At 67.3% G+C, this 23060-nt stretch carries 20 protein-coding genes; 14 read left to right on the top strand and 6 right to left on the bottom strand.

Annotated elements, in window-relative coordinates:
• Positions 1-16 precede the first annotated feature (16 nt).
• The 9 genes from C7401_RS02860 (at position 17) to C7401_RS02825 (ending at position 12082) form a co-directional block, all read left to right on the top strand.
• Positions 17-3898, top strand: a complete 3882-nt coding sequence (locus C7401_RS02860; protein WP_112169854.1) for an O-linked N-acetylglucosamine transferase, SPINDLY family protein — start codon at positions 17-19, stop codon at positions 3896-3898.
• Between the two features lie 39 nt (positions 3899-3937).
• Positions 3938-4177 (top strand): hypothetical protein, encoded by a 240-nt coding sequence (locus C7401_RS45310; protein ID WP_220092804.1) that lies wholly within the window; start codon positions 3938-3940, stop codon positions 4175-4177.
• 12 nt (positions 4178-4189) lie between these two features.
• Positions 4190-5824, top strand: a complete 1635-nt coding sequence (locus tag C7401_RS02855) for an ABC transporter substrate-binding protein (protein WP_112169853.1) — start codon at positions 4190-4192, stop codon at positions 5822-5824.
• A 126-nt stretch (positions 5825-5950) separates the two neighbouring features.
• On the top strand, positions 5951-6964 hold the full coding sequence (locus tag C7401_RS02850) for an ABC transporter permease subunit (RefSeq protein WP_112169852.1): 1014 nt from the start codon (positions 5951-5953) through the stop codon (positions 6962-6964).
• A 54-nt stretch (positions 6965-7018) separates the two neighbouring features.
• Entirely contained in the window at positions 7019-7936 is a 918-nt protein-coding gene (locus C7401_RS02845) for an ABC transporter permease subunit (protein ID WP_112169851.1), read from the top strand.
• Between the two features lie 2 nt (positions 7937-7938).
• On the top strand, positions 7939-8937 hold the full coding sequence (locus tag C7401_RS02840) for an ABC transporter ATP-binding protein (protein ID WP_112169850.1): 999 nt from the start codon (positions 7939-7941) through the stop codon (positions 8935-8937).
• Positions 8934-9968 carry a peptide ABC transporter ATP-binding protein gene (locus C7401_RS02835; protein WP_112169849.1) on the top strand — a complete coding sequence of 345 codons (1035 nt, stop codon included), beginning with the start codon at positions 8934-8936 and terminating at the stop codon, positions 9966-9968. Before C7401_RS02840 ends, C7401_RS02835 begins: the two co-directional genes overlap by 4 nt.
• Entirely contained in the window at positions 9946-11142 is a 1197-nt protein-coding gene (locus C7401_RS02830; protein ID WP_112169848.1) for a TraB/GumN family protein, read from the top strand. The genes C7401_RS02835 and C7401_RS02830 overlap by 23 nt, the downstream gene beginning before the upstream one ends.
• Positions 11143-11284: 142 nt before the next feature.
• A complete protein-coding gene (locus tag C7401_RS02825; protein WP_112169847.1) occupies positions 11285-12082 on the top strand; it encodes a glycosyltransferase family 2 protein in 798 nt (265 codons plus the stop codon).
• A gap of 55 nt (positions 12083-12137) precedes the next feature.
• On the opposite strand, the gene C7401_RS02820 is transcribed toward C7401_RS02825, so the two are convergent.
• The 5 genes from C7401_RS02820 to pxpB all read right to left on the bottom strand — a co-directional run bounded on the left by C7401_RS02820 (position 12138) and on the right by pxpB (position 16662).
• Positions 12138-13091 (bottom strand): DUF979 domain-containing protein, encoded by a 954-nt coding sequence (locus C7401_RS02820; RefSeq protein ID WP_112169846.1) that lies wholly within the window; start codon positions 13089-13091, stop codon positions 12138-12140.
• Complete coding sequence (locus C7401_RS02815) at positions 13088-13828, bottom strand: DUF969 domain-containing protein (protein WP_112169845.1); 741 nt, start codon at positions 13826-13828, stop codon at positions 13088-13090. Before C7401_RS02815 ends, C7401_RS02820 begins: the two co-directional genes overlap by 4 nt.
• Before the next feature lie 284 nt (positions 13829-14112).
• Positions 14113-14868, bottom strand: coding sequence for a 5-oxoprolinase subunit PxpA (pxpA, locus tag C7401_RS02810; RefSeq protein WP_112170269.1), 756 nt, complete (start codon positions 14866-14868; stop codon positions 14113-14115).
• A gap of 82 nt (positions 14869-14950) precedes the next feature.
• Complete coding sequence (locus tag C7401_RS02805) at positions 14951-16006, bottom strand: 5-oxoprolinase subunit C family protein (RefSeq protein ID WP_112169844.1); 1056 nt, start codon at positions 16004-16006, stop codon at positions 14951-14953.
• On the bottom strand, positions 16003-16662 hold the full coding sequence (gene pxpB / locus C7401_RS02800) for a 5-oxoprolinase subunit PxpB (RefSeq protein ID WP_112169843.1): 660 nt from the start codon (positions 16660-16662) through the stop codon (positions 16003-16005). The genes C7401_RS02805 and pxpB overlap by 4 nt, the downstream gene beginning before the upstream one ends.
• A 215-nt stretch (positions 16663-16877) precedes the next feature.
• On the opposite strand from pxpB, the gene C7401_RS02795 reads away from it, so the two are divergent.
• Complete coding sequence (locus C7401_RS02795; RefSeq protein WP_112169842.1) at positions 16878-17390, top strand: winged helix DNA-binding protein; 513 nt, start codon at positions 16878-16880, stop codon at positions 17388-17390.
• A gap of 47 nt (positions 17391-17437) precedes the next feature.
• On the opposite strand, the gene C7401_RS02790 is transcribed toward C7401_RS02795, so the two are convergent.
• Entirely contained in the window at positions 17438-18052 is a 615-nt protein-coding gene (locus C7401_RS02790; protein ID WP_373864416.1) for a 5-formyltetrahydrofolate cyclo-ligase, read from the bottom strand.
• Between the two features lie 20 nt (positions 18053-18072).
• Between C7401_RS02790 and C7401_RS02785 the strand changes: the two genes are divergently transcribed.
• The 4 genes from C7401_RS02785 (at position 18073) to C7401_RS02770 (ending at position 23057) form a co-directional block, all read left to right on the top strand.
• Positions 18073-20046, top strand: coding sequence for a lytic transglycosylase domain-containing protein (locus C7401_RS02785; RefSeq protein WP_112169841.1), 1974 nt, complete (start codon positions 18073-18075; stop codon positions 20044-20046).
• A gap of 111 nt (positions 20047-20157) precedes the next feature.
• Complete coding sequence (locus C7401_RS02780) at positions 20158-21114, top strand: complex I NDUFA9 subunit family protein (RefSeq protein WP_112169840.1); 957 nt, start codon at positions 20158-20160, stop codon at positions 21112-21114.
• 54 nt (positions 21115-21168) lie between these two features.
• Positions 21169-21819, top strand: coding sequence for a glutathione S-transferase family protein (locus C7401_RS02775; protein ID WP_112169839.1), 651 nt, complete (start codon positions 21169-21171; stop codon positions 21817-21819).
• Complete coding sequence (locus C7401_RS02770) at positions 21816-23057, top strand: multifunctional CCA addition/repair protein (protein ID WP_112169838.1); 1242 nt, start codon at positions 21816-21818, stop codon at positions 23055-23057. The genes C7401_RS02775 and C7401_RS02770 overlap by 4 nt, the downstream gene beginning before the upstream one ends.
• Positions 23058-23060: the final 3 nt, after the last annotated feature.

Here is a 23060-nt window from a genome sequence, read left to right as displayed (position 1 = left end):
GGCCGGCATCTTCGCCATGACTCTCTCTACCATCGCCAACCCTGACGCAGAGCATCCAGCCTGGTCCTACACGCAAGCCCTGGATGCCTGGCAAGCCGGCGCACACGACGAGGCGCTCGCAAGCTGTACGCAACTGCTAGCCGCCGACCCGCATGACGCCGATGTTCTGCAACTCGCCGGCGTGCTTCACATCGGGCGCGACCAGGGCATGGCGCGTACGCTGCTCGGCCGGGCGCTGGCCGTGCGTGAGGACGCCGACGTGCTCGTGAACCTCGCGCTGACGTACGACGCCGCTGAAACCGCACAGCGCGAGGCGTTGCTCGAGCGCGCGCTCGAACTGAATCCGCAATCCACGCATGCGCTCAACAATCTCGCGAATCTCTATGGTGAGCGCGGCGAACTCGGGCGCTCGCTCGCCTGCTTCGAGCGCCTGCTCTCGATACAGCCCGACAATGCGCTTGCCCACTACAACTACGGCAGCCTGTTGCTCACCAATGGGGCGGCGGGGCGGGCGGAAGTGTCACTGCGCCGTGCTGTCGAACTAGACCCCGCGTATGCAAACGCGTGGAATAACCTCGCGAGTGCGCTGATCGGGCTGAACCGGTTTTCGGAGGCGCTGGTGCTGCTGAAGCACGCCTGCTCGGTGCTACCGGCGTCGGCGGACATTCTCATGACCGTGGGTATTCTGTACAGCCTTCTTGGCCGTCACGCCGAAGCGCATGCAACGCTTGCGCGGGCGGTGGAGATGGAGCCGCACAATGCCTCGCCCTGGAATTACCTGGGCGCGCTTTTCTACGATCTGGGCCAACTGGACAAGGCACGACCGGCGTTTGTGCGCGCCATCGAGCTGCGCCCCGGTTACGCCGACGCGCACGGCAATCTGGCCTCGGTGCTCAAGGCGGCGGGCGATATCGAGGCGGCCATCAGCGGGTACCGCAGTGCGTTGGCGTGCGATCCCGGCAATCGAGCCATGCACGCCAATCTCGCCTATGCACTCACATTCGCGACGGACGACGCCGCCACGATCCGCGCCGAGGCCGAGGCCTACAGCGCGCGTCACGAAGCGCCGTGGCTCGCGCAGGCGGTGACGCACGCCAACTCGCCCGAACGTGCGCGGCGGCTGCGCATCGGCTACATGTCGCCGGATTTTCGTCAGCACTGCCAGGCGCTTTTCATGACGCCGCTGCTCGCGCATCACGACCATCGGGCGTTCGAGATCGTCTGCTACTCGACCACGTCGCGGCCCGACGATGTCACGCGCCGTCTCGCAAGCTATGCGGACCTCTGGCGCGACGTGCGCGAGTTCGACGACGAACGGCTCGCCCGGCAGATTCGCGACGACGGTATCGACATCCTCGTCGACCTGACCATGCACATGGACGGCGCGCGGCGACTCGTGTTTGCGCGCCGGCCCGCGCCCGTGCAGGTCGCGTGGCTTGCGTATCCGGGCACCACGGGCAGCGCCGCGATCGGCTGGCGGCTCACCGATCCGTGGCTCGATCCGCCGGGCGTGCCGGGCGTCGATGCGCAGTACACCGAACGCTCGCTGCGCCTGCCCGATTCGTTCTGGTGCTACGACGCGCAGGCCCCCGGCGTCGAGGTCGGCACGTTGCCCGCGCTTGCCGCGGGCCATATCACGTTCGGCTGCCTGAACAATCCCTGCAAGCTCACCGACGCGACGCTCGCGCTCTGGTCCGGCGTGTTCGCGGCGCTGCCCGATGCGCGGCTCGTGCTCCTCGCACCCGAGGGCGAGGCGCGGGCGAAACTCGCCGCGCGGCTCGCCTCGCACGGCGTGGAGGCGGCGCGCGTGCGCTTCGTCGGCATGCAGGCGCGCGAGGACTATTTGCGCACCTGGTCGCAGATCGACATCGCGCTCGACACCGTGCCGTACAACGGCCATACGACGAGTCTCGACGCGTTCTGGATGGGCGTGCCCGTCCCCACGCGGGTGGGTCGCGCGGTTGCCGGGCGCGCCGGTCTTTCGCTGCTCGCCAACCTTGGCTTGCGGGATCTGGCCGCGCACAGCGACGCCGAATACGTCGCCATCGTCACGGCGCTGGCGCGCGACCTGCCTCGGCTCGCGGCGCTGCGGGCGGGCTTGCGCGAGCGCATGACGGCCTCGCCGCTCATGGACGGCGCGCGCTTTGCGCGCGCCATCGAGGGCGCCTACCGGCAGATGTGGGGCGCGTGGTGCGCCACGGCGGCCACCGGCGAGCCGGAGGACGCCCGCGCCTGGTTCGACCGGGGCAACCTGCTGCGCGACCAGGGCGACGTCGCGCAGAGCGAGGCCGCGTTCCGGCGTGCCGCCGAACTCGCGCCCGATGATCCCGCGGTGTTGAGCAACCTGGCCAGTCTGATTGCGCAGAACGGCCGCTACGCCGAGGCGCAACGGCTGCTGGAGCGCGCGCTGGCCGTGCGCCCCGACTTCGCCGGAGCCTGGCGCAATCTCGCCAACGTGTTCATGGCAACCGACCGCAAGGGCGAGGCGATCGAGGCATACCGGCGCGCGATCGATCTCGCGCCCGGCTTTGCCCGCCCCCGCGTCCTGCTTGCCGCGTTGCTCATGAGCGCGGGCGAGACGGCCGCGGCCATCGGGGAGTTGCGCCACGCGGTGGCGGACGATCCCGCCGACGTTTGCGCGCACAGCGACCTGGCCTACGCCACGATGTTCGTGACCGACGACGGCCACGCCATCCGCGCCGAGGCCGAAGCGTTCAGCCGGCGGCACGAGGCGCCGCTGATAGCCGTGCCGGCGTGGCACGCCAATGTGCGCGACCCGGCGCGGCGCCTGCGCATCGGTTACGTTTCCCCCGATTTTCTCAACCATTGCCAGTCGCTTTTCACGTTGCCGCTCCTGGCTCACCACGACCACGCCGCGCACGAGATCTTCTGCTATGCGAGCGTGGCGCGGCCCGACGTGGTCACGCGGCGCATCGCGAGCCATGCCGATGTCTGGCGCGACGTGCACGCGCTCGACGACGCGCAGCTCGCGCAACAGATTCGCCACGATGGCATCGACATCCTCGTCGACCTGACGATGCACATGGCGAGCGCGCGGCGGCGTCTCTTCGCCATGCGGCCCGCGCCGGTGCAGGTCGCGTGGCTGGCCTATCCGGGCACCACCGGCAGCCCTGCAATGGGCTGGCGGCTCACCGACCCGCGTCTGGACCCCGAAGGCGCGCCCGAGGTCGACGCGCAGTACACCGAACGATCCCTGCGCCTGCCGGACACATTCTGGTGCTATGCCCCGTTCTACGATGCCGACCGCACCGCGCAGCCCGGCTCGCTGCCCGCGCTGGCTGCGGGCCACATCACGTTCGGCTGCCTGAATAATCCCTGCAAGCTCACCGACGCCACGCTCGCGCTCTGGTCCGGCGTGTTCGAGGCGCTGCCCGACGCGCGCCTGATGCTGCTCGCCGCATCAGGTTTGGTGCGGGACCGGTTGAAGACACGCTTCGCCATGCATGGCATCGATCCCACGCGCGTCACATTCGTGGGTTACCAGAACCGGCTCGACTACCTGCGCACCTACGCGCAAATCGACATCGCCCTCGACACCTTCCCGTACAACGGCCACACCACGAGCCTCGATGCGTTCTGGATGGGCGTGCCGGTGCCCACGCGCGCGGGCCGTTCGGCCGCGAGCCGCGGTGCCCTCTCTCTGCTCGCGAACCTCGGCCTGACCGATCTGGCCGCGCACAGCGACGCGCGCTACGTCGCCATCGTGAGCGATCTCGCCCGCGATCTGCCGCGTCTCGCCGCGCTGCGTGAGGGCTTGCGCGAGCGCATGCTGGCCTCGCCGCTCATGGACGCGCCGCGCTTCGCGCGCGCCATGGAGGCCGCATTCCGGCAGATGTGGCGCGCCTGGTGCGAAGAGGTATCGCCACTCGCCGCTTGAGCGTCGCCCCCGTCGCGGCGCGCGGCAATTCGGCGCGCTATGTTCCTGTTCTACAAGGCGATCAAGAGAAACGAACCAGGAAACCGCGCGGAAACCGCAAGCAAACAGCAAGGAAGCGACAACGAAAAACGGGGACAAGCGTACGTTGCGCCGCAGCATGCGGCAACGATGACGCCTGTCAACCCGGCGTTTTCCACAGGCGACGGGACTTTTGGCTTGCTTGTGACTGCGGCACGTGCTCAAGTAAGATCGCGCTACGCTGGCGCAAGCCGGCACTGAACTGGAGGAAACATGAAAGAAAACAAACTGTTGCGTGCTGCACGAATGACGTCTCTCGTGGCGCTCGCAGCGGCATCGATTGCTGGAGCCCCGCTCGCGCACGCCGCGCAAAGCATTCCGAACAAGACGCTTGTCTACTGCTCGGAAGGCAGCCCCGCCGGCTTCGACCCGGCCCAATACACGACCGGCGTCGATTTCACCGCGAACACGTTCACCGTCTATAACCGTCTCGTCGAATTCGAACGCGGCGGCACCAAGGTCGAACCGGGGCTCGCGCAATCGTGGGACGTTTCCCCGGACGGCAAGACCTACACGTTCCATCTGCGTCATGACGTGAAGTTCCAGACCACCTCGTTCTTCAAGCCCTCGCGCGAATTCAACGCCGACGACGTCGTGTTCACGTTCGACCGCATGCTCAACCCGAACAACGCGTTCCGCAAGGCGTACCCGGTGTCGTTCCCGTACTTCACCGACATGGGCCTCGACAAGCTCATCGCGAAGGTCGAGAAGGTCGATCCGTACACCGTCAAGTTCACGCTGAACGAGCCGAACGCGCCGTTCATCCAGAACATGGCGATGGAATTCGCCTCGGTCCTCTCGGCTGAATACGCGGATCAACTGATGAAGGCCGGCAAGGCCGCCGACATCAACCAGTACCCGGTCGGCACGGGTCCGTTCATCTTCAAGAGCTACACGAAGGACGCGACCATCCGTTTCGACGGCAATCCCGACTACTGGAAGCCGGGCGCCGTGAAGCTCGCCAAGCTGATCTTCTCGATCACGCCGGACGCCAGCGTGCGCGTGCAGAAGATCAAGCGCGACGAGTGCCAGGTGATGAGCTACCCGCGTCCCGCCGACATCGCGCCGCTGAAGGCCGAGGCGAACATCGCGATGCCGTCGCAGCCGGGCTTCAACCTGGGCTACCTGTCGTACAACGTCACGCACAAGCCGCTCGACAACGTGGACGTGCGCCACGCGCTCGACATGGCGATCAACAAGAAGGCGATCATCGACTCGGTGTACCAGGGCGCGGGCCAGCTCGCCACCAACCCGATGCCGCCGACCCAGTGGTCCTACGTGAAGAACCTGCCGGCCAACGCATACGATCCGGCGAAGGCCAAGGCGCTGCTCGCCAAGGCGGGTCTGTCGAACGGTTTCGAGATCACGCTGTGGGCCATGCCCGTGCAGCGCGCCTACAACCCGAACGCACGCTTGATGGCCGAAATGATCCAGTCCGACTGGGCCAAGATCGGCGTGAAGGCGAAGATCGTCACGTATGAGTGGGGCGAGTACATCAAGCGCGCGCACGCGGGCGAGGACGACTCGATGCTGATCGGCTGGACGGGCGACAACGGCGACCCCGACAACTGGCTCGGCACGCTGCTCGGCTGCGAGGCCGTGAACGGCAACAACTTCGGCAAGTGGTGCTACAAGCCGTTCGACGACCTGGTCCAGAAGGGCCGCCAGACGTCGGACGTGGCGCAGCGCACGAAGTTCTACCAGGAAGCGCAGCAGATCTTCGCGAAGCAACTGCCGTTCTCGCCGATCGCTCACTCGACCGTCTATCAGCCGGTCAGCAAGAAGGTGATCGACATGCGCATCGAACCGCTCGGCTACGCGCGCTTCGACGGCGTGGGCATGCAGTAACGTTGATCGGTAGCTTTCGCCCGGCTTTCACCTGATCGGAAAGCGGGCGGAATATGGTCCGGCGACCGGGGTCACGAGCCCCCGTCGCCGGTTGCGTTTCATTTCAAGCTTTCGGGGGAACACCACATGTTCCGCTTCGTATTGCGCCGCATCGGCATGGTGATACCCACGTTCATCGGTATCACGATCCTCGCGTTCGCACTCATCCACCTGATTCCGGGCGACCCCATCGAAGTGATGATGGGCGAGCGCGGCGTCGATCCGCAAATGCACGCCGAGGCGATGCACCGCCTGGGGCTCGACGAGCCTCTGCCGATGCAGTATCTCCACTACGTGTGGCACGCTGTTCACGGCAATCTCGGCACTTCGATCATCACCAATACGAGCGTGATGGGCGAATTTCTCGCGCGCTTTCCCGCCACCGTCGAACTCTCCATTTGTGCGCTCCTCTTCGCGCTGGTGATCGGCTTGCCGGCCGGCGTGTTCGCGGCGCTGAGGCGCGGCACCGCCGTCGACCACGGCGTGATGGGCACCGCGCTCACCGGCTATTCCATGCCGATCTTCTGGTGGGGGCTCATCCTCATCATGGTGTTCTCGTCGAAGCTCGGCTGGACGCCCGTGTCGGGCCGCATCGCCGTGGAATTCGACATTCCGCACGTCACGGGCTTCATGCTGATCGACTCGCTCCTGCCCGGCACCGACGAAGGCTCGTTCCGCTCCGCCTTGAGCCACCTGATCCTGCCCGCCATCGTGCTCGGCACGATCCCGCTCGCCGTGATCGCGCGCATGACGCGCTCTTCCATGCTCGAAGTGCTGCGCGAGGACTACATTCGCACCGCGCGCGCCAAGGGCCTGTCGCCCTTGCGCGTGATCGTCGTGCATGCGCTGCGCAACGCGCTCATTCCCGTGGTGACGGTGATCGGCCTTCAGGTCGGCACGCTGCTTGCGGGGGCCGTGCTCACCGAAACGTTGTTCTCCTGGCCCGGCATCGGCAAATGGCTGATCGACGCGATCAGCCGGCGCGACTATCCGGTGGTGCAGGGCGGCATTCTCATGATCGCGACGCTCGTGATCCTCGTGAACCTGTTCGTCGATCTGCTGTACGGCGTGCTCAACCCGCGCATTCGACATACGAGGTAAGCGAGCCATGACAATGCACACCCCACAACATCACAATCAAACGCAGGAGGCATGATGGCTGACATTCAGAACACCGTGCCTCGCGCCGTCACGCCGCCTTCGGGCCGCGCGCTCGTGCTGCGCGAATTCTGGGCGAACTTCTCGCGCAACAAAGGCGCCGTGGGCGCCGGGATCATCGTGCTCGCGTTGATCTTCATCGCGATCTTCGCGCCGCTGATCGCGCCGCACAGCCCTATCGAGCAGTACCGCGACAACGTGAAGATTCCGCCCGCCTGGCTCGACGGCGGCAACTGGAAGTTCATTCTCGGCACCGACGAAGCGGGCCGCGACATCCTCTCGCGTCTCATGTACGGCGCGCGTCTGTCGCTGTGGATCGGCTGCGTGTCGGTCGTGCTCGCGCTGATTCCGGGCATCGTGCTCGGGCTCGTGGCCGCGTTCTTCGAGAAGTGGGCCGACACGCCGATCATGCGTCTCATGGACGTGCTGCTCGCGCTGCCTTCGTTGCTCCTCGCCGTGGCCGTGGTCGCGATCATCGGTCCGGGTCTCACCAACACCATGCTCGCCATCGCGATCGTGGCGTTGCCCGGTTACGTGCGTCTCACGCGCGGCTCGGCTTTGGGCGAACTGCACAAGGAGTACGTGACCGCTTCGCGCGTGGCCGGCGCCGGCACGATGCGGCTGATGTTCTCGCAGGTGCTGCCCAACTGCACCGCGCCGCTCATCGTGCAGGCCACGCTCGGCTTTAGCTCGGCGATTCTCGACGCCGCCGCGCTCGGCTTCCTCGGCCTCGGTGTGCAGCCGCCGCGGGCGGAGTGGGGCGCGATGCTCGCCTCCGCGCGCGACTACATCGACAGCGCATGGTGGATCGTCACGATGCCCGGTCTGTCCATCCTCGTTTCGGTGCTCGCAATCAATCTGCTCGGCGACGGGCTGCGCGACGCACTCGATCCCAAGCTCAAGCGGATGGCCTGATCATGACTCAAGACCTTTTGACCATCCGTAATCTGGCGGTGAACTTCAACGGCCTGCCAGCCGTCGACCGCGTGAATCTTTCCGTGGCGCCGGGCGAAGTGCTCGGCATCGTCGGCGAATCGGGCTCGGGCAAGAGCGTGACGATGATGGCGCTCATGGGCTTGATCGACGCGCCCGGCAAGGTGACGGCGGATTCGATCACGTTCGACGGACGCGATCTTCTCAACGCCACCGGCAAGGACCGTCGCCGCATCGTCGGCAAGGACATCGCCATGGTGTTCCAGGACGCGCTCACGAGCCTGAATCCGAGCTATACCGTCGGCTATCAGATCAAGGAAGTGCTCAAGCTGCACGAAGGCTTGCGCGGTTCCGCGCTGCATGCGCGCGCGCTGGAGCTGCTCGACCAGGTGGGCATTCCCGATGCGAAGAACCGCATCGACAACTTCCCGCACCAGATGTCGGGCGGCATGAACCAGCGCGTGATGATCGCGATGGCCGTGGCCTGCAACCCGAAGCTTCTGATTGCCGACGAGCCCACCACGGCGCTCGACGTGACGATCCAGGCGCAGATCATGGAACTGCTCGTGCGCTTGCAGAAAGAGCGCGGCATGGCGCTCGTGCTGATTTCGCACGATCTGGCCGTTGTTTCGGAAGTCGCGCAGCGCGTGGCCGTGATGTACGCGGGCGAGATCATCGAGACGAACCGCGTGCCGGACATCTTCTCGCGCCCGCATCACCCGTACACGGAAGCGCTGCTCGCGGCGATTCCCGAGCACAACAAGGGGGCGATGCGTCTTGCCGCGCTGCCCGGCATGGTGCCCGGCCGCGACGACCGGCCGAGCGGCTGCTTGTTCGCGCCGCGCTGCAAGTACGTGGTGGACGACTGCATGAAGGCGCGGCCCGCGCTCGACGCGGTTGCCGATGAAAGCGGCTATGCGCAAGTGCGCTGCATCAAGCCGCTGAACGCGGCGGTGAATCTTTCCAACGGAGGCGCGCGATGAACGCAGTCCAGCAACACGCGGCTCGTGAGGACCACAAAGACGACAAGGTTCTGGTCGCGGAAGATCTCAAGAAGCACTACACCGTCAAGCGCGGCATGTTCGGCACGGGTACCGTGAAGGCGCTCAACGGCGTGTCGTTCTCGCTCACGCGTGGGCGCACGCTCGCCGTGGTGGGCGAGTCGGGCTGCGGCAAATCGACGCTGGCTCGCCAGCTCACGATGATTGAGCCGCCCACGGCGGGCAAGCTCACCATCGACGGCGAAGACGTTGCGCACGCCAACACGGCGAAGATCGCCGCGCTGCGCCGCCGCGTGCAGATGGTGTTCCAGAACCCGTTCGCCTCGCTCAACCCGCGCAAGACCGTGGAGCAGACGCTCGGCGAGCCGCTCGCCATCAACACGCGGCTCACGGCCAGCGAGCGTGCGGACCGTATCGCGCACATGATGCGCATCGTGGGCCTGCGGCCCGAGCACGCCAAGCGCTATCCGCACATGTTCTCAGGCGGCCAGCGCCAGCGCGTGGCGATTGCGCGCGCGATGATTCTCGACCCGCAGATCGTCGTGGCCGACGAGCCGGTGTCCGCGCTCGACGTCTCGATCCAGGCGCAGATTCTCAATCTGTTTATGGACTTGCAGGAGCAGTTCCGCACGAGCTACGTGTTCATCTCGCACAACCTGGCCGTGGTCGAGCACATCGCCGACGACGTGATGGTGATGTACCTGGGCGGCGTGGCGGAACTGGGCGACAAGCACACGGTGATCACGCGGCCGCGCCATCCGTACACGCGCTCGCTGCTCTCGGCCACGCCCGCGATCTTCGAGGCGGACCGGCACGTGAAGATCAAGCTGGAGGGCGAATTGCCTTCGCCGCTCAATCCGCCGTCCGGTTGCACGTTCCACCAACGTTGTCCATATGCGATCGACCGGTGTCGTAAGGAAGTTCCGGCACTACGCGAAGTGGATGGACGTCAGGTATCCTGCCATCGTGCAGAGGAGGTGGGGGAAGAGGATGGGCGGCCCATGCCGGCCTGAAGCGACGACGGCGCGTCGTTTTATTGTTGCGCGCTGCCAGCGAAGAGGCGGCCGTCGCGCCGTGTTTTTCGCCGTTTTTCGTACTGCTTTGTCCACCGTTTCACCTGCCGTGGCGGTCGTGGCCGCGCTGTTGCGCGCGCTCGTGCTCGCGCTTCTGGCCGGCGCGTGGCCCGGTTCGCTGCCCGCCGCGTTCGCGGCGGGCGCGGCCGCCAACACGCCCGGCGCCCGCCCGAGCGTGCCGATGCCCGCGGGTGGCGGCATTCCGGGCTTCCACGCCGCGCCCGCCGTGCCGAGCTATGCCTCGGGCACCACGGCTGGCGGTCCCGTGCGCACGCAACCCGCGCGCATGCCGTTCTACGTCGCCACGCGCGGCAATCTCACCATTTATCTGCTGGGTACGCTGCACGTGGGCGACCCGGCCGACTATCCGGCGGGGCAGCCGTTTCGCCCGCCCATTCTCGCGGCGCTCGCCGCCTCGCCGATCCTCGCGCTCGAGCTGTCGCCCGACGACCTGCTCGTTTCCCAGGACGACGTCTCGAAATACGGCGTGTGCAGGAATCCCTGCCTGCCGGGCCTCTTGCCCGAGCCGCTCTGGCAGAAGCTGGAGGCGCGCATGCGCGGCAATCCGGAGGCGCTGGCCGAGATCCGCAAGATGCGGCCGTGGCTCGCCTCGCTGCTCGTCGAAACGTACGACTCGCTGAGCGCGGGCCTGCAAACCGAGTACGGCACCGAGGCGCAATTGCAGAACGTGTTCCTGCGCTGGAAGGGGCGCCGCATCGTCGGGCTGGAGACGCTCGCCGAGCAGATGCGCGCCTTCACGAACCTGAACCTCGCGCAGCAGCGCGAGATGCTCGCTCAGGACCTTGCGCAAACGCCGGCCCAGAACGTGGCCGACGTGCAGACGCTGCTGCGCCTGTGGCGCGTGGGCGACGCCGACGCCATCGCCGCATGGGAGGCGGCGCGCACCGAGAAGCTCTCGCACGACGCGCGCGTGGCGGCTTCGGTCGACAACCGCATCGTCTACGAGCGCAACCGGCGCTTCGTTTCGCGCATGCAACAGTACGTCGCGCCCAACAAGCCGCTGTTCGTCGCGATTGGCGCGCTGCACCTGGGCGGGCGCCGGGGTGTGCTCCAGTTGCTGCGCCAACGCGGCTTCACGGTGGAGCCGGGCTGAGCGCGACTCGCCTTGCCCGCGCTGTCAGCGCCGTGCGCCACCTTGCGCTTGCTCAAGCGCGCACGCGTTTAGTCGGTATTCGATATCGAGACATAGGACGCGCACCTAACATGCGGATTTTTCCGCTGCCGAGGTTCTCGCCATGTCTCCTACTTCCGCCGCCGGGGCGAGCGCACCCTGTGTGAGTGTCGTCACGCCCACCTGGAACCGCGAAGCGTTCCTGCCGCTCGCGTACCGGTCGTTCGCGTCGCAGCGCGCGCTCGCGCTGGAGTGGATCGTGATCGACGACAGCGAAGCGCCCAGCGCCTACATGGCGAGCCTGCGCGACGAGCGCGTGGTGTACCGGCATTTGCCCACGCGCCTGTCGATCGGCGAAAAGCGCAATCTCGCGGCCGAACTCGCGCGCGGCGAGATCATCGCGCACTTCGACGACGACGAGATCTATGCGCCCGATTACCTCGGCGCGATGCTCGGCCAGATGCGGCGGCACGAGGCGCAACTCGTCAAGCTCGGCGCGTTTTTCCTCTATAGCCGCGTGTATGGCCAGTTCGCGTACTGGGACCTGATGCGCAAGAGCGGGTTGCACTTCTGCTGGAGCGACCGGCCCATGACGGCGCTCAACTTCCCGCACGAGAACGCCGCTTTCGCGGACAACCATCTGGGCTACGGCTTCAGCTACCTGTACACGAAACGCTTGTGTGCGTCGCAGCCCTTCGAGCATCGCTCATTCAACGAAGACGGCATGTTCGCGACGGCCGCTCGCGCGCGCGGCGCGCGCATCGCGCTGCCCACCGACGACGTGGGCTTGTGCCTGCACGTGCTGCATGCTCACAACACGTCGAAGTGCTTTCCGCAGTATCTGCTGCCCGACGTGCTCGTCGCGCGGCAATATCCGCACTTTTGCGAGGCGCTCGACGCGGCCTCGCTACGCGGCAACTGAGGCCATGAAAAAAGCCGGCGCGAGGCCGGCTTGCTTCATCGGACTGCGGCCGCGCTCAAAACCCGAGCACGTTCAGCAGCACGATATTGGCCACGAGAATGCCCAGCGCCGTGGGCACCTGCACGCGGATCACCGCGTTCTTGTCGGGCAGTTCCAGCAGCGCGGCGGGAACGATGTTGAAGTTCGCGGCCATCGGCGTCATGAGCGTGCCGCAGTAGCCCGAGAACATGCCGATGGCGGCCATCATCGCCGGGTTCACATGGAACACGCCTACCAGCACCGGCACGCCCACGCCGCCCGCCATCACCGGAAACGCCGCGAAGCCGTTGCCCATGATGATCGTGAAGAGCGCCATGCCCACGCAGTACACGACCACGGCCACGAAGCGTATGTCCATGTTGATGTAGGACGTCGTGACGTGCGCCACGGCCTTGCCCACGCCCGCGTCCGAGAACACGAGGCCGAGCATGCCGAGCATCTGCGGCAGCACGGCGGCCCACGAGAGCGCGTCGACGAGGCGGCGCGTTTCCTTCATCGACTGGCCGACGCTGTCGCGCGTGATGAGGCACGCAATGGCGAGCGCGATCACGCAGCCCATGCCGAAGCCGATCAGCGTGACGTTCTTCGGGTCGACGAGCGGCGTGCCGCCGATCACGAGATGGCTCGCCGCGAGCGTGAGGATGACGGTGACGGCGGGAATGGTGAGCGCGGGCACAAACAGCTTGTTGCCAAGACGTTTCGCGCTGGCGATGCGGGTTTCGAGCGCGAGCACCTTGGGCTTGCCCGCCGTCACGCCGCCGAAGCCCGCGATGAGCGCCATGGCGAGCACGAGCACGCCCACGACTTCGGCGGGCAGGCGGCCGCCCACCAGAAAGATCAGTGCGTAGAGCAGCCAGAAGCCGCCCGCCGTGAAGCGGCGCGGATGCTCGCGATCCACGACGATCATGCCGCCGACGACGAGCAGCACGATGCCGACCAGCCAGAACAGCCAGTTGAGCGTGAGCGTCATGCTTCGTCTCCCTGCTGGCGAGGCGTGTTCGCCGCTTTTGCAGCCTGTGCGCCGCCCAGTTCCCGCTCCAGCTTGCGATCGAGCAGCCAGAGCCGCGTGCCGTGAATCAGGAACGCGCAGATCGCCGTGGGAATGCCCCACAGCGCGACGTGAATCGGCTCGACCGACACGCCCGCTTCCTTGAGCAGCGTGACCATCAGCACGATCGCGCCGAACGCCACGAAAATGTCCTCGCCGAAGAAAAGGCCCACGTTGTCGGTCGCGGCCGAGTACGCGCGCAGCTTGAAGCGCACGGCGTCGGAGAGCTTGCCGAAGCGGTTCTCGGTGGCGCCTTCGGCCATCGGCGCGATGAGCGGGCGCACCATCTGCGGGTGGCCGCCCAGGCCCGTGAGGCCGACCGCGGCGGTCAACTCGCGCACGAGCAGATAGACGATCAGGAGGCGCCCGGCGGTGGCCGCCTTGATGTTGCCGATCCAGATCTGCGCGCGCTCGCGCAGGCCGTGGCGCTCCAGCAAGCCGATTACCGCGAGCGGCAGCAGGATGATGAGCGGGATGTTGCGCGTCTTGATGAAGCCGGTGCCGATGGCGGCGAGAACCCTGGTCGTATCGAAGCCCCCGGCGAAGCCGGTGACGACGGCCGCCGCGGCGACGATCAGCATCGGATTAAACCGTAACAGGAAGCCGGCGATGATGACGGCCACGCCTATCAGCGGCCATAAGTTGATGGTGCTCTGCATGTGGATCTCCAAACGTATTGGCTTGTCGTGATTGCCGCGGATAGCGGCGAAACGGTCCGGCCCGCCCGGCTGCGGATGGAGCAGGGGGCGCGCGGCCGCGTTGTCTTTCCGGCTCTGGCGGCCGTTCGTACAACTACGAACCTGATGCGAACAACAACTGCACTTGCTGGTGGGGAATTGCCTTGTGAAACCGGTGGCGATGCGCCGGGAGCGGCGCGCGGCGCGAAAACGTCGCGCGTGCGCCCGTCATCGTGTCCTGTTTGGGCTGCGCGTGCCGCGCACCGTTAGCCTTCGACCGCGCCCGCCGCGCGCACGCCGATGCCCGCGTCGTTGAGCGCCGTGCGGATGCGCCGCGCGAACGCGAGCGCATGCGGCCCGTCGCCGTGCAGGCAGATCGTTTGCGCGTTGAGCGGCACCCAGGCGCCGTTCACGGCCTGCACGCGTTGCTCGCGGATCATCGCGAGCGTGCGCGCGAGCACGATGTCTTCGTCGTCGAGCAGGGCGCCCGGCTCGCTGCGCGGCACGAGCGAGCCGTCCGCGCGATAGCCTCGGTCGGCGAACACCTCCTCGACGGCCACGAGCCCCGCTTCGCGCGCCGCCGTGACGAGCCCGCTGCCCGCGAGCGCGAACACCGTCACGGACGGATCGAAGTCGTGCACGGCGGAGACGATCGCCGCGGCGATCTGCGGGTCGCGCGCGGCCTGGTTATAGAGCGCGCCGTGCGGCTTCACGTGGGCGATGCGCCCGCCTTCGGCCTGGGCGATCGCGGAGAGCGCGCCGAGCTGGTAGAGCACGCCCGCGTAGATTTCCTCGGGCGGCAGGTTCATCTCCTTGCGGCCGAAGTTCTCGGGGTCGTTGAAGCTCGGATGCGCGCCGATCGACACGCCTTTTTCCACGGCCCAGCGCACGCATTCGCGCATGGCGTTGGCGCCGCCCGCGTGCCAGCCGCACGCGATGTTGGCCGAACTCACGAGGTCGAGCAGCGCCTCGTCGGAGCCGCAGCCTTCGCCGAGATCGGCGTTCAGATCGATGGTGGTCATGATGGATTCCTCTTGCTGCTTGTCTTGCCGATGTTGCATCGATATTGCGTAAGGGTGGCGCCCGACGATGAGCGCCGGAAATTCACGCGCTCGCGCGGCGGCTCGCGTAGCGCTCGTCGTGCATGGCGATCGCGGCGTCGATCTGCCGCAAATACGCCCGTTCCTCTTCCAGCGCCCGGCGCGCCACTGCGGGTGTGGCTTCCACGAAGCGCACGCCGCCCGTGAGGCGCACCTGCGCGAGCTTCCAGAGGTCGGCGCGGATCACCGAGCCGATCTTTGGATAACCGCCCGTGGTCTGCGCGTCGGCCATCAGCACGATGGGCTGGCCGTTGGGCGGCACCTGGATCGTGCCGGGCAACACGGCGTGCGAGAGCAGGTCGCGCCCGTCCTCGCGCGCGAGCGGCGTGCCCGTGAGGCGAAAGCCCATGCGGTTGCTGTTGGGCGTGATCTGCCATTCGTCGGACCAGAACGCGCGCTGCGCGTCGGCCGTGAAGCTGTCGTGCTCGGGGCCGCGCAGCACGCGCACGGGCACGGCCCAGGCCATGCCGTCCGGGTGGCGGCCGCGCCGGTGATGCGGCTCGTCGGCCAGCGCGAAGTTGCACCACACGGGCGCCTTCACGCCGAACGCGGGCGCGCCCGGATCGAGCGCGGCGCGCTCGCGGGCCGGCGCGAACGACGCGCCAATGGCGAGGCGGTCGCCGTCCTTGAGCGCGCGCCCCGCGAGGCCGCCGAAGCCCGCCGCGAGGTCGGTGCTGCGCGAGCCGAGCATGGGCAGCACGTCGATGCCGCCCGCCACGCACAGATAGGCGCGCATGCCGCGCTTCGAGCCGTTCAGCACGAGTTCTTCGCCCGCGGCCACGGGCAGGCTCCACCACGACCACACGGGCTTGCCGCCGAGCGTGGCGCCGAAGTCGGTGCCGGTGATGGCCACGCGCGTGGCGCGCGCAAAGCGCAGCGCCACGGGGCCGAAGGTGATTTCCAGGCCAGCCGCGTCGGGCCGGTTGCCGACCAGGCGGTTGCCCACTTCGAGCGCCAGCGCATCGAGCGCGCCGCCGGTGGCGACGCCCAGATGCCGGTAGCCCGGGCGGCCGAGATCCTGGACCGTGGTGAGCAGGCCCGCGCGCAGGACTTCGATCATGCGTGGAGCTCCGCAATGGTGAAGCGCACGCGGTCGCCGGGCATGAGCAGCGTGGGCGGATTGCGCGCGGGGTCGAACAGCTTCTCGGCGGTGCGGCCGATCAATTGCCAGCCGCCGGGCGAGGCGGCTGGATAGATGCCGGTCTGCTCTCCGCCGATGCCCACCGACCCGGCCGGGACGGCAAGGCGCGGCTCGCGGCGGCGCGGCGTGTGCAGCGCGGCCGCGAGCCCGCCGAGGTAGGCGAAGCCGGGCTGAAAGCCGAGGAAGAACACGGTGTAGACGCCTTCGGCGTGGCGCGCGGCGACGTCGGCGGCGGCAAGGCCGCAGTGCTGCGCGACCGTTTCGAGGTCGGGGCCGTCCGCGCCGCCATAGATCACGGGAATCGCGACCTCGCGGCCCGCTTCGTTCGTGACCTCGGCGTCGCGCCAGGCCTCCTTGAGCGCGCCCGCGAGGGCGGCGGCGTCGGCGGCGAGCGGATCGAACGTGATCGTCAGGTTGTTCATGCCGGGGACCACCTCGCGTACGGGCGCCCAGCCGCGCGCGAGCGCGGCGACGGCCCAGACGCGACGCTGGACTTCGAGCGTGGCGGGCGGCGGCGCTTCGCAGACGAGCGCTTCGTCACCAAGAGGAAAGATGCGGGGATCAGAATTCGGCATGTTGGATCGATCAAGGGACGGTTCGACCGGTCAAAAATCAGTACAGGGAGACACACCAGCGGACGGCCGGCACCGTTCTTTGCTAGCGTACATTGTCGATAAATTATCTACAAATTATCAATAAGCGTTTATGCCAGGCGCACATCGACGCGGGCTGCAATTACACTCACGGCACGCCTCGTTCCCTCTTCGTCCTCCGACCACAGGTTTTTGCCATGTCGCGCCAGCCGACCAAGATCGTTTCGTCTGAGCATCTCGTCTCCGAGTCGAGCGCCGAGCTTTCCGAGTTCGAGTACGCGCTCATCATGGCGAGCAACGCGTTCAACCGCTGGATGGTGCGCTGCATGTCGGCGGCGGGCGTGAAGGACATGACGCCGATCGAGGTGTCGCTGCTCCATCACGTCGGCCATCGCGAGCGGCGCAAGAAGCTCGCGGACATCTGCTTCGTGCTCAACATCGAGGACACGCACGTCGCCACGTATGCGTTGAAGAAGCTCGTTTCCAGAGGGTACGTAAAAAGCGAAAAGACCGGCAAGGAAGTCTTCTTTTCGGTCACGCCCGAGGGGCACGACCTGTGCCTGCGCTATCGCGACGTGCGCGAGAGCTGCCTCATCGCCACGCTCAAGGAAAGCGGCCTCACAAACCAGCAGATCGGCGACGCCGCGCAGCTCATGCGCAATGCTTCGGGGCTCTATGACACGGCGGCGCGCGCCGCCGCTTCGCTTTGATGCTGATGCGCCGAAAGCGCTGAATACGCGCAACCGCCGGGGCGACCTTAGCGCACGCGGCGCCGCGCGCCAAGGTGCGTGTCGGACTCGGTGACCACGGCATCCAGCGGCAGGTCGTGCGCCTCGCGCGCGAGCACGCCGTCTTCGATGCGGCACGCTTCATAGGCGACGCCCACCGTGACGGGCAAGGCCGCGCCGGGCCACGCGGCGAGCGTGCGGTCGTAGTAGCCGCCGCCGTAACCGAGCCGGTAGCCGTCGCGATCGAAACCCACGCAGGGCACGAGCAGGAGTTCGGGCGCGATCGCTTCGCGCGCCACGGGCTCGGGTATGCCGTGATGGCCTTCGCGCATCGGCGCGTCGGGGGTCCATACGTGGAAGACGAGCGGCGCGTGGCGCTCGGCGATGGCGGGCAGGGCGGCGCGGCGCGAGGTGTCGGCGGCGAGCCAGGCGGCGATCCAGGCGCGCGCGTCGAACTCGCCGCGCAAGGGCCAATAAAACCCGATCGAACGCGGCTGGAATTGCGAGACGAGAGCGTCGAGACGAGCTGTCAGCGCAGCGCCGATTGCCACGTCCGAAGATGCCTCAATTCGCCGAGGAAGCAGCCTTGCACGCCAGTCCTTTTTGGATTCCGCATGGGGGTTGCGTGCTATGCTTGGGTTCACCTCGCGCTCCAGAAATAACGATGTCCAAACGCCTTGTCCGAGTATATCGCGTGGTCGGTCTAGCGCTGACCGCCGCGGCACTCGTAGCATGCAGCACGGCGGACGCCGTGCGACCGGTCGCACTGCCCGTCGGGGCGGCACTCACAAGCGACGATCAGACCTTCATCCAGCTTCGCGAAGCCGCGCGCAACAACGACCCCGCGCGCGCCGCGCAACTCGCTGCGACGATTCCCGATTACCCGGCGCCGTCGTATCTCGAATACTTCCAGCTCAAGCCGCAGCTTTTCGATTCGCAGGGCCACGCGCGCATCGACGCGCCCGATGCGCCGGTGCTCTCGTTCTTGCAGCGCTACGACGGCCAGGCGATCGGCGACCGCATGCGCAACGACTATCTGCTCGTGCTGGGCGCGCGCCACGACTGGGCGAACTTCGACAAGCAATATCCGCGCTTCGTGCTCAACGACGACACGCAGGTGAAGTGCTACGCGCTGGAGTCGCGCGCGGCGCGCGGCGAAAACGTGACGAACGACGCGCGCGCGCTGCTCGTCGAGCCGCGCTATTACGGCGACGGCTGCGTCGATCTCATCACGGCGCTCGCCATGAAAGGCCAGTTCTCGAACGACGACGTGTGGCAGCAGATCCGCCTCGCCTACGAGCAGAACCAGACCTCCACCGGCGCGAAGCTGCTCGACGGCCTGGCGCAACGTCCCGATCCCACCGCGTTCAGCCAGGCCGTGAGCACGCCGCCGCTCACGCTCGCGCAAGGCGTCACCGCCGACCCGCAATCGCACCAGCTCGCGCTGCTCGCCGTCACCGTGATGGCGCGCAACGACCCGTCCATGGCCGCGGCCACGTTCGCCACCGTCGCGCCGCAGCTCAGCTCGCCCGAGCGCGCGATCGGCTGGGGCACGATCGGCTATCAGGGCGCGCTCAAGCGCCTGCCCGCCGCGCTCGGCTGGTATCGCCTCTCGGTCAACGCGCCGCTTTCGAACGCGGCTTACGAATGGCGTACGCGCGCGGCGCTCCTCGGCGGCGACTGGACCATGGTGCGCTGGTCGATCGAGCAGATGCCGGCCGATCTGCGCGCGCAGCCGTCATGGGTCTACTGGCATGCCCGCGCGCTCAAGCAGGCGGGCGAAACGGGGCAGGCAAGCCAGGAGTTCGGGGCGATCGCGCAGGGCTACAACTTCTACGGCCAGCTCGCCACTGAAGAACTCGGCCAGAAGATCACGATTCCGCCCAAGACGGCGGTGAGCGACGCCGAAATCGCCCAGGCCGCGCAAACGCCGGGCTTCGCGCTCGCGCAGCGTTTCTACGCGCTGAATCTGCGGCTCGAAGGCAACCGCGAGTGGAACTGGCCGCTGCGCGGCATGAGCGACCGGCAACTGCTGGCCGTCGCCGAATACGCAAAACGCATCCAGTTGCTCGATCGCACCGTCAACACGGCCGACCGCACGCAAACCGAGCACGACTTCTCGCTGCGCTATCTCGCGCCGTTCCGCGACGTGGTGGAGCGCGACGCGCAGACCAACGGCCTCGACGTGGAATGGGCCTACGGCCTGATCCGCCAGGAGTCGCGCTTCATTCTCAACGCGAAGTCGGGCGTGGGCGCGAGCGGCCTCATGCAGATCATGCCGGCCACGGCGCAGATGGTCGCGAAGAAGATCGGCCTTGGCACGCTCTCGCGCGACCAGCTCAACGATCTCGACACCAACATCCTGCTCGGAACGAACTATTTGTCGATGATCTACAATCAGTTCGATGGCTCCGCCGTGCTCGCCACCGCCGGCTACAACGCCGGGCCGGGGCGCCCGCGCGCGTGGCGCCAGTCGTTGCAGGGGGGCGTCGAGGGCGCCATCTTCGCGGAGACCATTCCGTTCCAGGAAACCCGCGACTACGTGAAAAACGTGTTGTCGAACACGGTCTACTATGCGGCGCTGTTCGAGGGCCGTCCGCAATCGCTGAAGGCGCGTCTCGGCTATATCTCGCCGTAAGCGCCTCGCCGTCACGCCACGGCACGCGGCGTGCGCCGCCTCATGCGGGGCGCGCCGCGGGACGAACCGGACCTCGTACGCGGCGGCGCCGCCTGCCCGAGGAGGTCGAAGATGAGACATCAAGCCATTGCGGTCATCGGCGGTTCGGGATTCATCGGCAGCCATCTCGTCAACGCGCTCGTCGAAGCGGGCAAGGACGTGCGGGTCGCCACCCGCCGCCGCTTCAACGCCCGCCATCTCACCCTGCTGCCCATCGACGTGGTCGAGACCGATGTGTCCGACCCGGTTGCGCTCGCCGCGTTCGTCGAGGGCATGGATGCGGTCATCAATCTCGTCGGCACGCTCAATGGGGGGCGCGGCGATCCCTACGGGCCGGGCTTCGCGAAGCTGCATGTCGAACTGCCGACAAAGATCGTCGCCGCCTGCGAGGGCAAGGGCGTCCACCGGCTCATCCACATGAGCGCGATCGGCGCCGATCCGCGCGGGCCGAGCATGTATCTGCGCTCGAAAGGCGACGGCGAAAAGGCGGTGCACGCCGCCACGGCGCTCGCCACGACGATATTCCGGCCCTCGGTCGTATTCGGCCCCGAGGACACGTTTCTCAACCGCTTCGCGCTCCTCCAGCGGCTTTTTCCCATGATTCCGCTCGCCATGCCGGACGCGAAGTTCCAGCCGGTGTTCGTGGGCGACGTGTCGAGGGCGATCGTCAACGTGCTCGATCTGGACGCCGCGAGTGGGCACACGTACGAGCTCGGCGGCCCGACCGTCTACACGCTCGAGCAGTTGTTCCAGTATTGCGGCGAGGTGGTGGGCCGCCACGCGCGCATCGTGCGGCTGCCCGATGCGTTCGGCCGCTTGCAGGCGCTTTCCTTCGAAATGGCGCCTGGCGTGCCGGTGCTCACGCGCGATAATCTCGATTCGATGAAGGTGGACAGCGTGCTTTCGGGGCCGCTCGCGCCGGAGCTCGACATCGAGCCTGCCAGCATCGAGACGATCGCGCCGCTCTATCTCGCCGACGCCTCGTTGCGCTCGCGGCTGAATCTCTTTCGGGCCAGCGCCGGGCGCTAGCCGAAAGCGGCCTGGCCGCCGGCACTCTTTCAACTCACTACGGTCATTGGAACCATGAAGCTCGTCATCGGAGACAAGAACTATTCGTCGTGGTCGCTGCGCCCGTGGGTGCTGCTCAAGCATTTCGGCATCCCGTTCGAGGAAGTGCTGATCGAGCTCGACGAACCCAACACCAAGTCCTCGATCCTCGCGTTCTCGGCCTCGGGCAAGGTGCCGTGCCTCGTCGCCGACGACGGTTTTGCCGTGTGGGATTCGCTCGCGATTGCCGAGACGCTTGCCGAGCGTTTCCCGCAGCACGCGCTGTGGCCGCGCGACGCGAACGCGCGGGCCCGCGCGCGCAGCGTGAGCGCCGAGATGCATTCGGGCTTCGGCGAACTGCGCAACGAGATGCCGATGAACATCCGCAAGGTGAAGCCGGGCGCGGGCGCGACGCCGGGCGCGCTCGCCGATGTCGCGCGCATCGACGCGCTCTGGCGCGAGTGCCTCGCCGCGAGCGGCGGGCCGTTCCTGTTCGGCGAGTTCACGATTGCAGACGCCATGTATGCGCCGGTCGTCATGCGCTTCAACAGCTACCAACCGAAGCTCTCGCCCGAAGCCGCGGCGTACGCGCAGCGCGTGAGCGCATTGCCCGCTCTCGCCGAATGGGTGGCAGCCGCGCGCCGCGAAACCCACATCGTCGCTGACGACGAGCGCGACGACGCATGAAGATCTATGTCGTAGGCGGTGCGATTCGCGACGCGATGCTCGGGCTGCCCGTGCGCGATCGCGACTATGTCGTGGTGGGCGCGACGCCCGAGCAGATGGCTGCACAGGGTTATCGTCCGGTGGGCAAGGACTTTCCGGTGTTCCTGCATCCCGAAACGCACGAGGAGTACGCGCTCGCGCGCACCGAGCGCAAGACGGCGGCGGGCTATCACGGCTTCCAGTTCTTCTATGCGCCCGACGTGACGCTCGAAGAGGACCTCGCGCGGCGCGACCTCACCATCAACGCGATGGCGCAGGAAGTGCAGCCGGGCGGCGTGCTGACCGGGCCGGTGGTCGATCCGTTCGGCGGCGCGCGTGATCTGCAAGCGCGCGTGTTTCGCCATGTGAGCGACGCGTTCCTCGAAGACCCCGTGCGTATTCTGCGCATTGCGCGCTTCGCCGCGCGCTTTGCCGACTTCACCGTTGCGCCCGAAACGCTCGAACTCATGCGCGAGATGGTGGCATCGGGCGAAGTGGACGCCCTCGTGCCCGAGCGCGTGTGGCAGGAAATCTCACGCGGCCTGATGGAGGCGAAGCCTTCGCGCATGTTCGAGGTGCTGCGCGATTGCGGCGCGCTCGCGCGCGTGCTGCCCGAAGTCGACGTGCTGTGGGGCGTGCCGCAGCGCGCCGACTATCACCCGGAAATCGATACGGGCGTGCACGTGATGATGGTGATCGACCACGCGGCGGCGCAGGGCTACACGCTGCCGGTGCGCTTCGCCGCGCTCACGCACGACCTGGGCAAGGGCACGACACCCGAAGACGTGCTGCCGCGCCATATCGGCCATGAGGGGCGCAGCGTCGATCTGCTCAAGCCGCTGTGCGACCGTCTGCGCGTGCCCAACGACTGCCGCGAGCTGGCGCTGCTGGTTGCGCGCGAGCACGGCAACATGCACCGCGTGATGGAGATGGGCGCTGCCGCGCTCGTGCGCATGCTCGAACGCTGCGACGCGCTGCGTAAGCCCGCGCGCTTCGCCGAGGCGCTCCAGGCCTGCGAGTCGGATTTGCGCGGGCGGCTGAACTGGGAGAACGCGCCTTATCCGCAGGCCGAGCGGCTGCGCGTAGCCCTCGTGGCGGCGCGCGGCGTGGATGCCGGCGCGATTGCACATTCGATCGAACGCGGCGGGGCCGAGAAGATCAAGGAAGCCGTGCACGAGGCGCGCATCGCGGCGGTGGAAGGCGCGCTGACGGCGGCCTGAGTT

This window comes from Paraburkholderia unamae, assembly GCF_003268775.1.
Classification (GTDB): Bacteria; Pseudomonadota; Gammaproteobacteria; order Burkholderiales; family Burkholderiaceae; genus Paraburkholderia; species Paraburkholderia unamae.
This window is presented reverse-complemented; position numbering and strand designations above follow the sequence as displayed.

Coding starts and splice junctions, on each gene's coding strand:
- C7401_RS02860 (WP_112169854.1), top strand. CDS start 17: ATGACTCTCTCTACCATCGCCAACCCTGACGCAGAGCATCCAGCCTGG.
- C7401_RS45310 (WP_220092804.1), top strand. CDS start 3,938: ATGTTCCTGTTCTACAAGGCGATCAAGAGAAACGAACCAGGAAACCGC.
- C7401_RS02855 (WP_112169853.1), top strand. CDS start 4,190: ATGAAAGAAAACAAACTGTTGCGTGCTGCACGAATGACGTCTCTCGTG.
- C7401_RS02850 (WP_112169852.1), top strand. CDS start 5,951: ATGTTCCGCTTCGTATTGCGCCGCATCGGCATGGTGATACCCACGTTC.
- C7401_RS02845 (WP_112169851.1), top strand. CDS start 7,019: ATGGCTGACATTCAGAACACCGTGCCTCGCGCCGTCACGCCGCCTTCG.
- C7401_RS02840 (WP_112169850.1), top strand. CDS start 7,939: ATGACTCAAGACCTTTTGACCATCCGTAATCTGGCGGTGAACTTCAAC.
- C7401_RS02835 (WP_112169849.1), top strand. CDS start 8,934: ATGAACGCAGTCCAGCAACACGCGGCTCGTGAGGACCACAAAGACGAC.
- C7401_RS02830 (WP_112169848.1), top strand. CDS start 9,946: ATGGGCGGCCCATGCCGGCCTGAAGCGACGACGGCGCGTCGTTTTATT.
- C7401_RS02825 (WP_112169847.1), top strand. CDS start 11,285: ATGTCTCCTACTTCCGCCGCCGGGGCGAGCGCACCCTGTGTGAGTGTC.
- C7401_RS02820 (WP_112169846.1), bottom strand. CDS start 13,091: ATGACGCTCACGCTCAACTGGCTGTTCTGGCTGGTCGGCATCGTGCTG.
- C7401_RS02815 (WP_112169845.1), bottom strand. CDS start 13,828: ATGCAGAGCACCATCAACTTATGGCCGCTGATAGGCGTGGCCGTCATC.
- pxpA (WP_112170269.1), bottom strand. CDS start 14,868: ATGACCACCATCGATCTGAACGCCGATCTCGGCGAAGGCTGCGGCTCC.
- C7401_RS02805 (WP_112169844.1), bottom strand. CDS start 16,006: ATGATCGAAGTCCTGCGCGCGGGCCTGCTCACCACGGTCCAGGATCTC.
- pxpB (WP_112169843.1), bottom strand. CDS start 16,662: ATGCCGAATTCTGATCCCCGCATCTTTCCTCTTGGTGACGAAGCGCTC.
- C7401_RS02795 (WP_112169842.1), top strand. CDS start 16,878: ATGTCGCGCCAGCCGACCAAGATCGTTTCGTCTGAGCATCTCGTCTCC.
- C7401_RS02785 (WP_112169841.1), top strand. CDS start 18,073: ATGTCCAAACGCCTTGTCCGAGTATATCGCGTGGTCGGTCTAGCGCTG.
- C7401_RS02780 (WP_112169840.1), top strand. CDS start 20,158: ATGAGACATCAAGCCATTGCGGTCATCGGCGGTTCGGGATTCATCGGC.
- C7401_RS02775 (WP_112169839.1), top strand. CDS start 21,169: ATGAAGCTCGTCATCGGAGACAAGAACTATTCGTCGTGGTCGCTGCGC.
- C7401_RS02770 (WP_112169838.1), top strand. CDS start 21,816: ATGAAGATCTATGTCGTAGGCGGTGCGATTCGCGACGCGATGCTCGGG.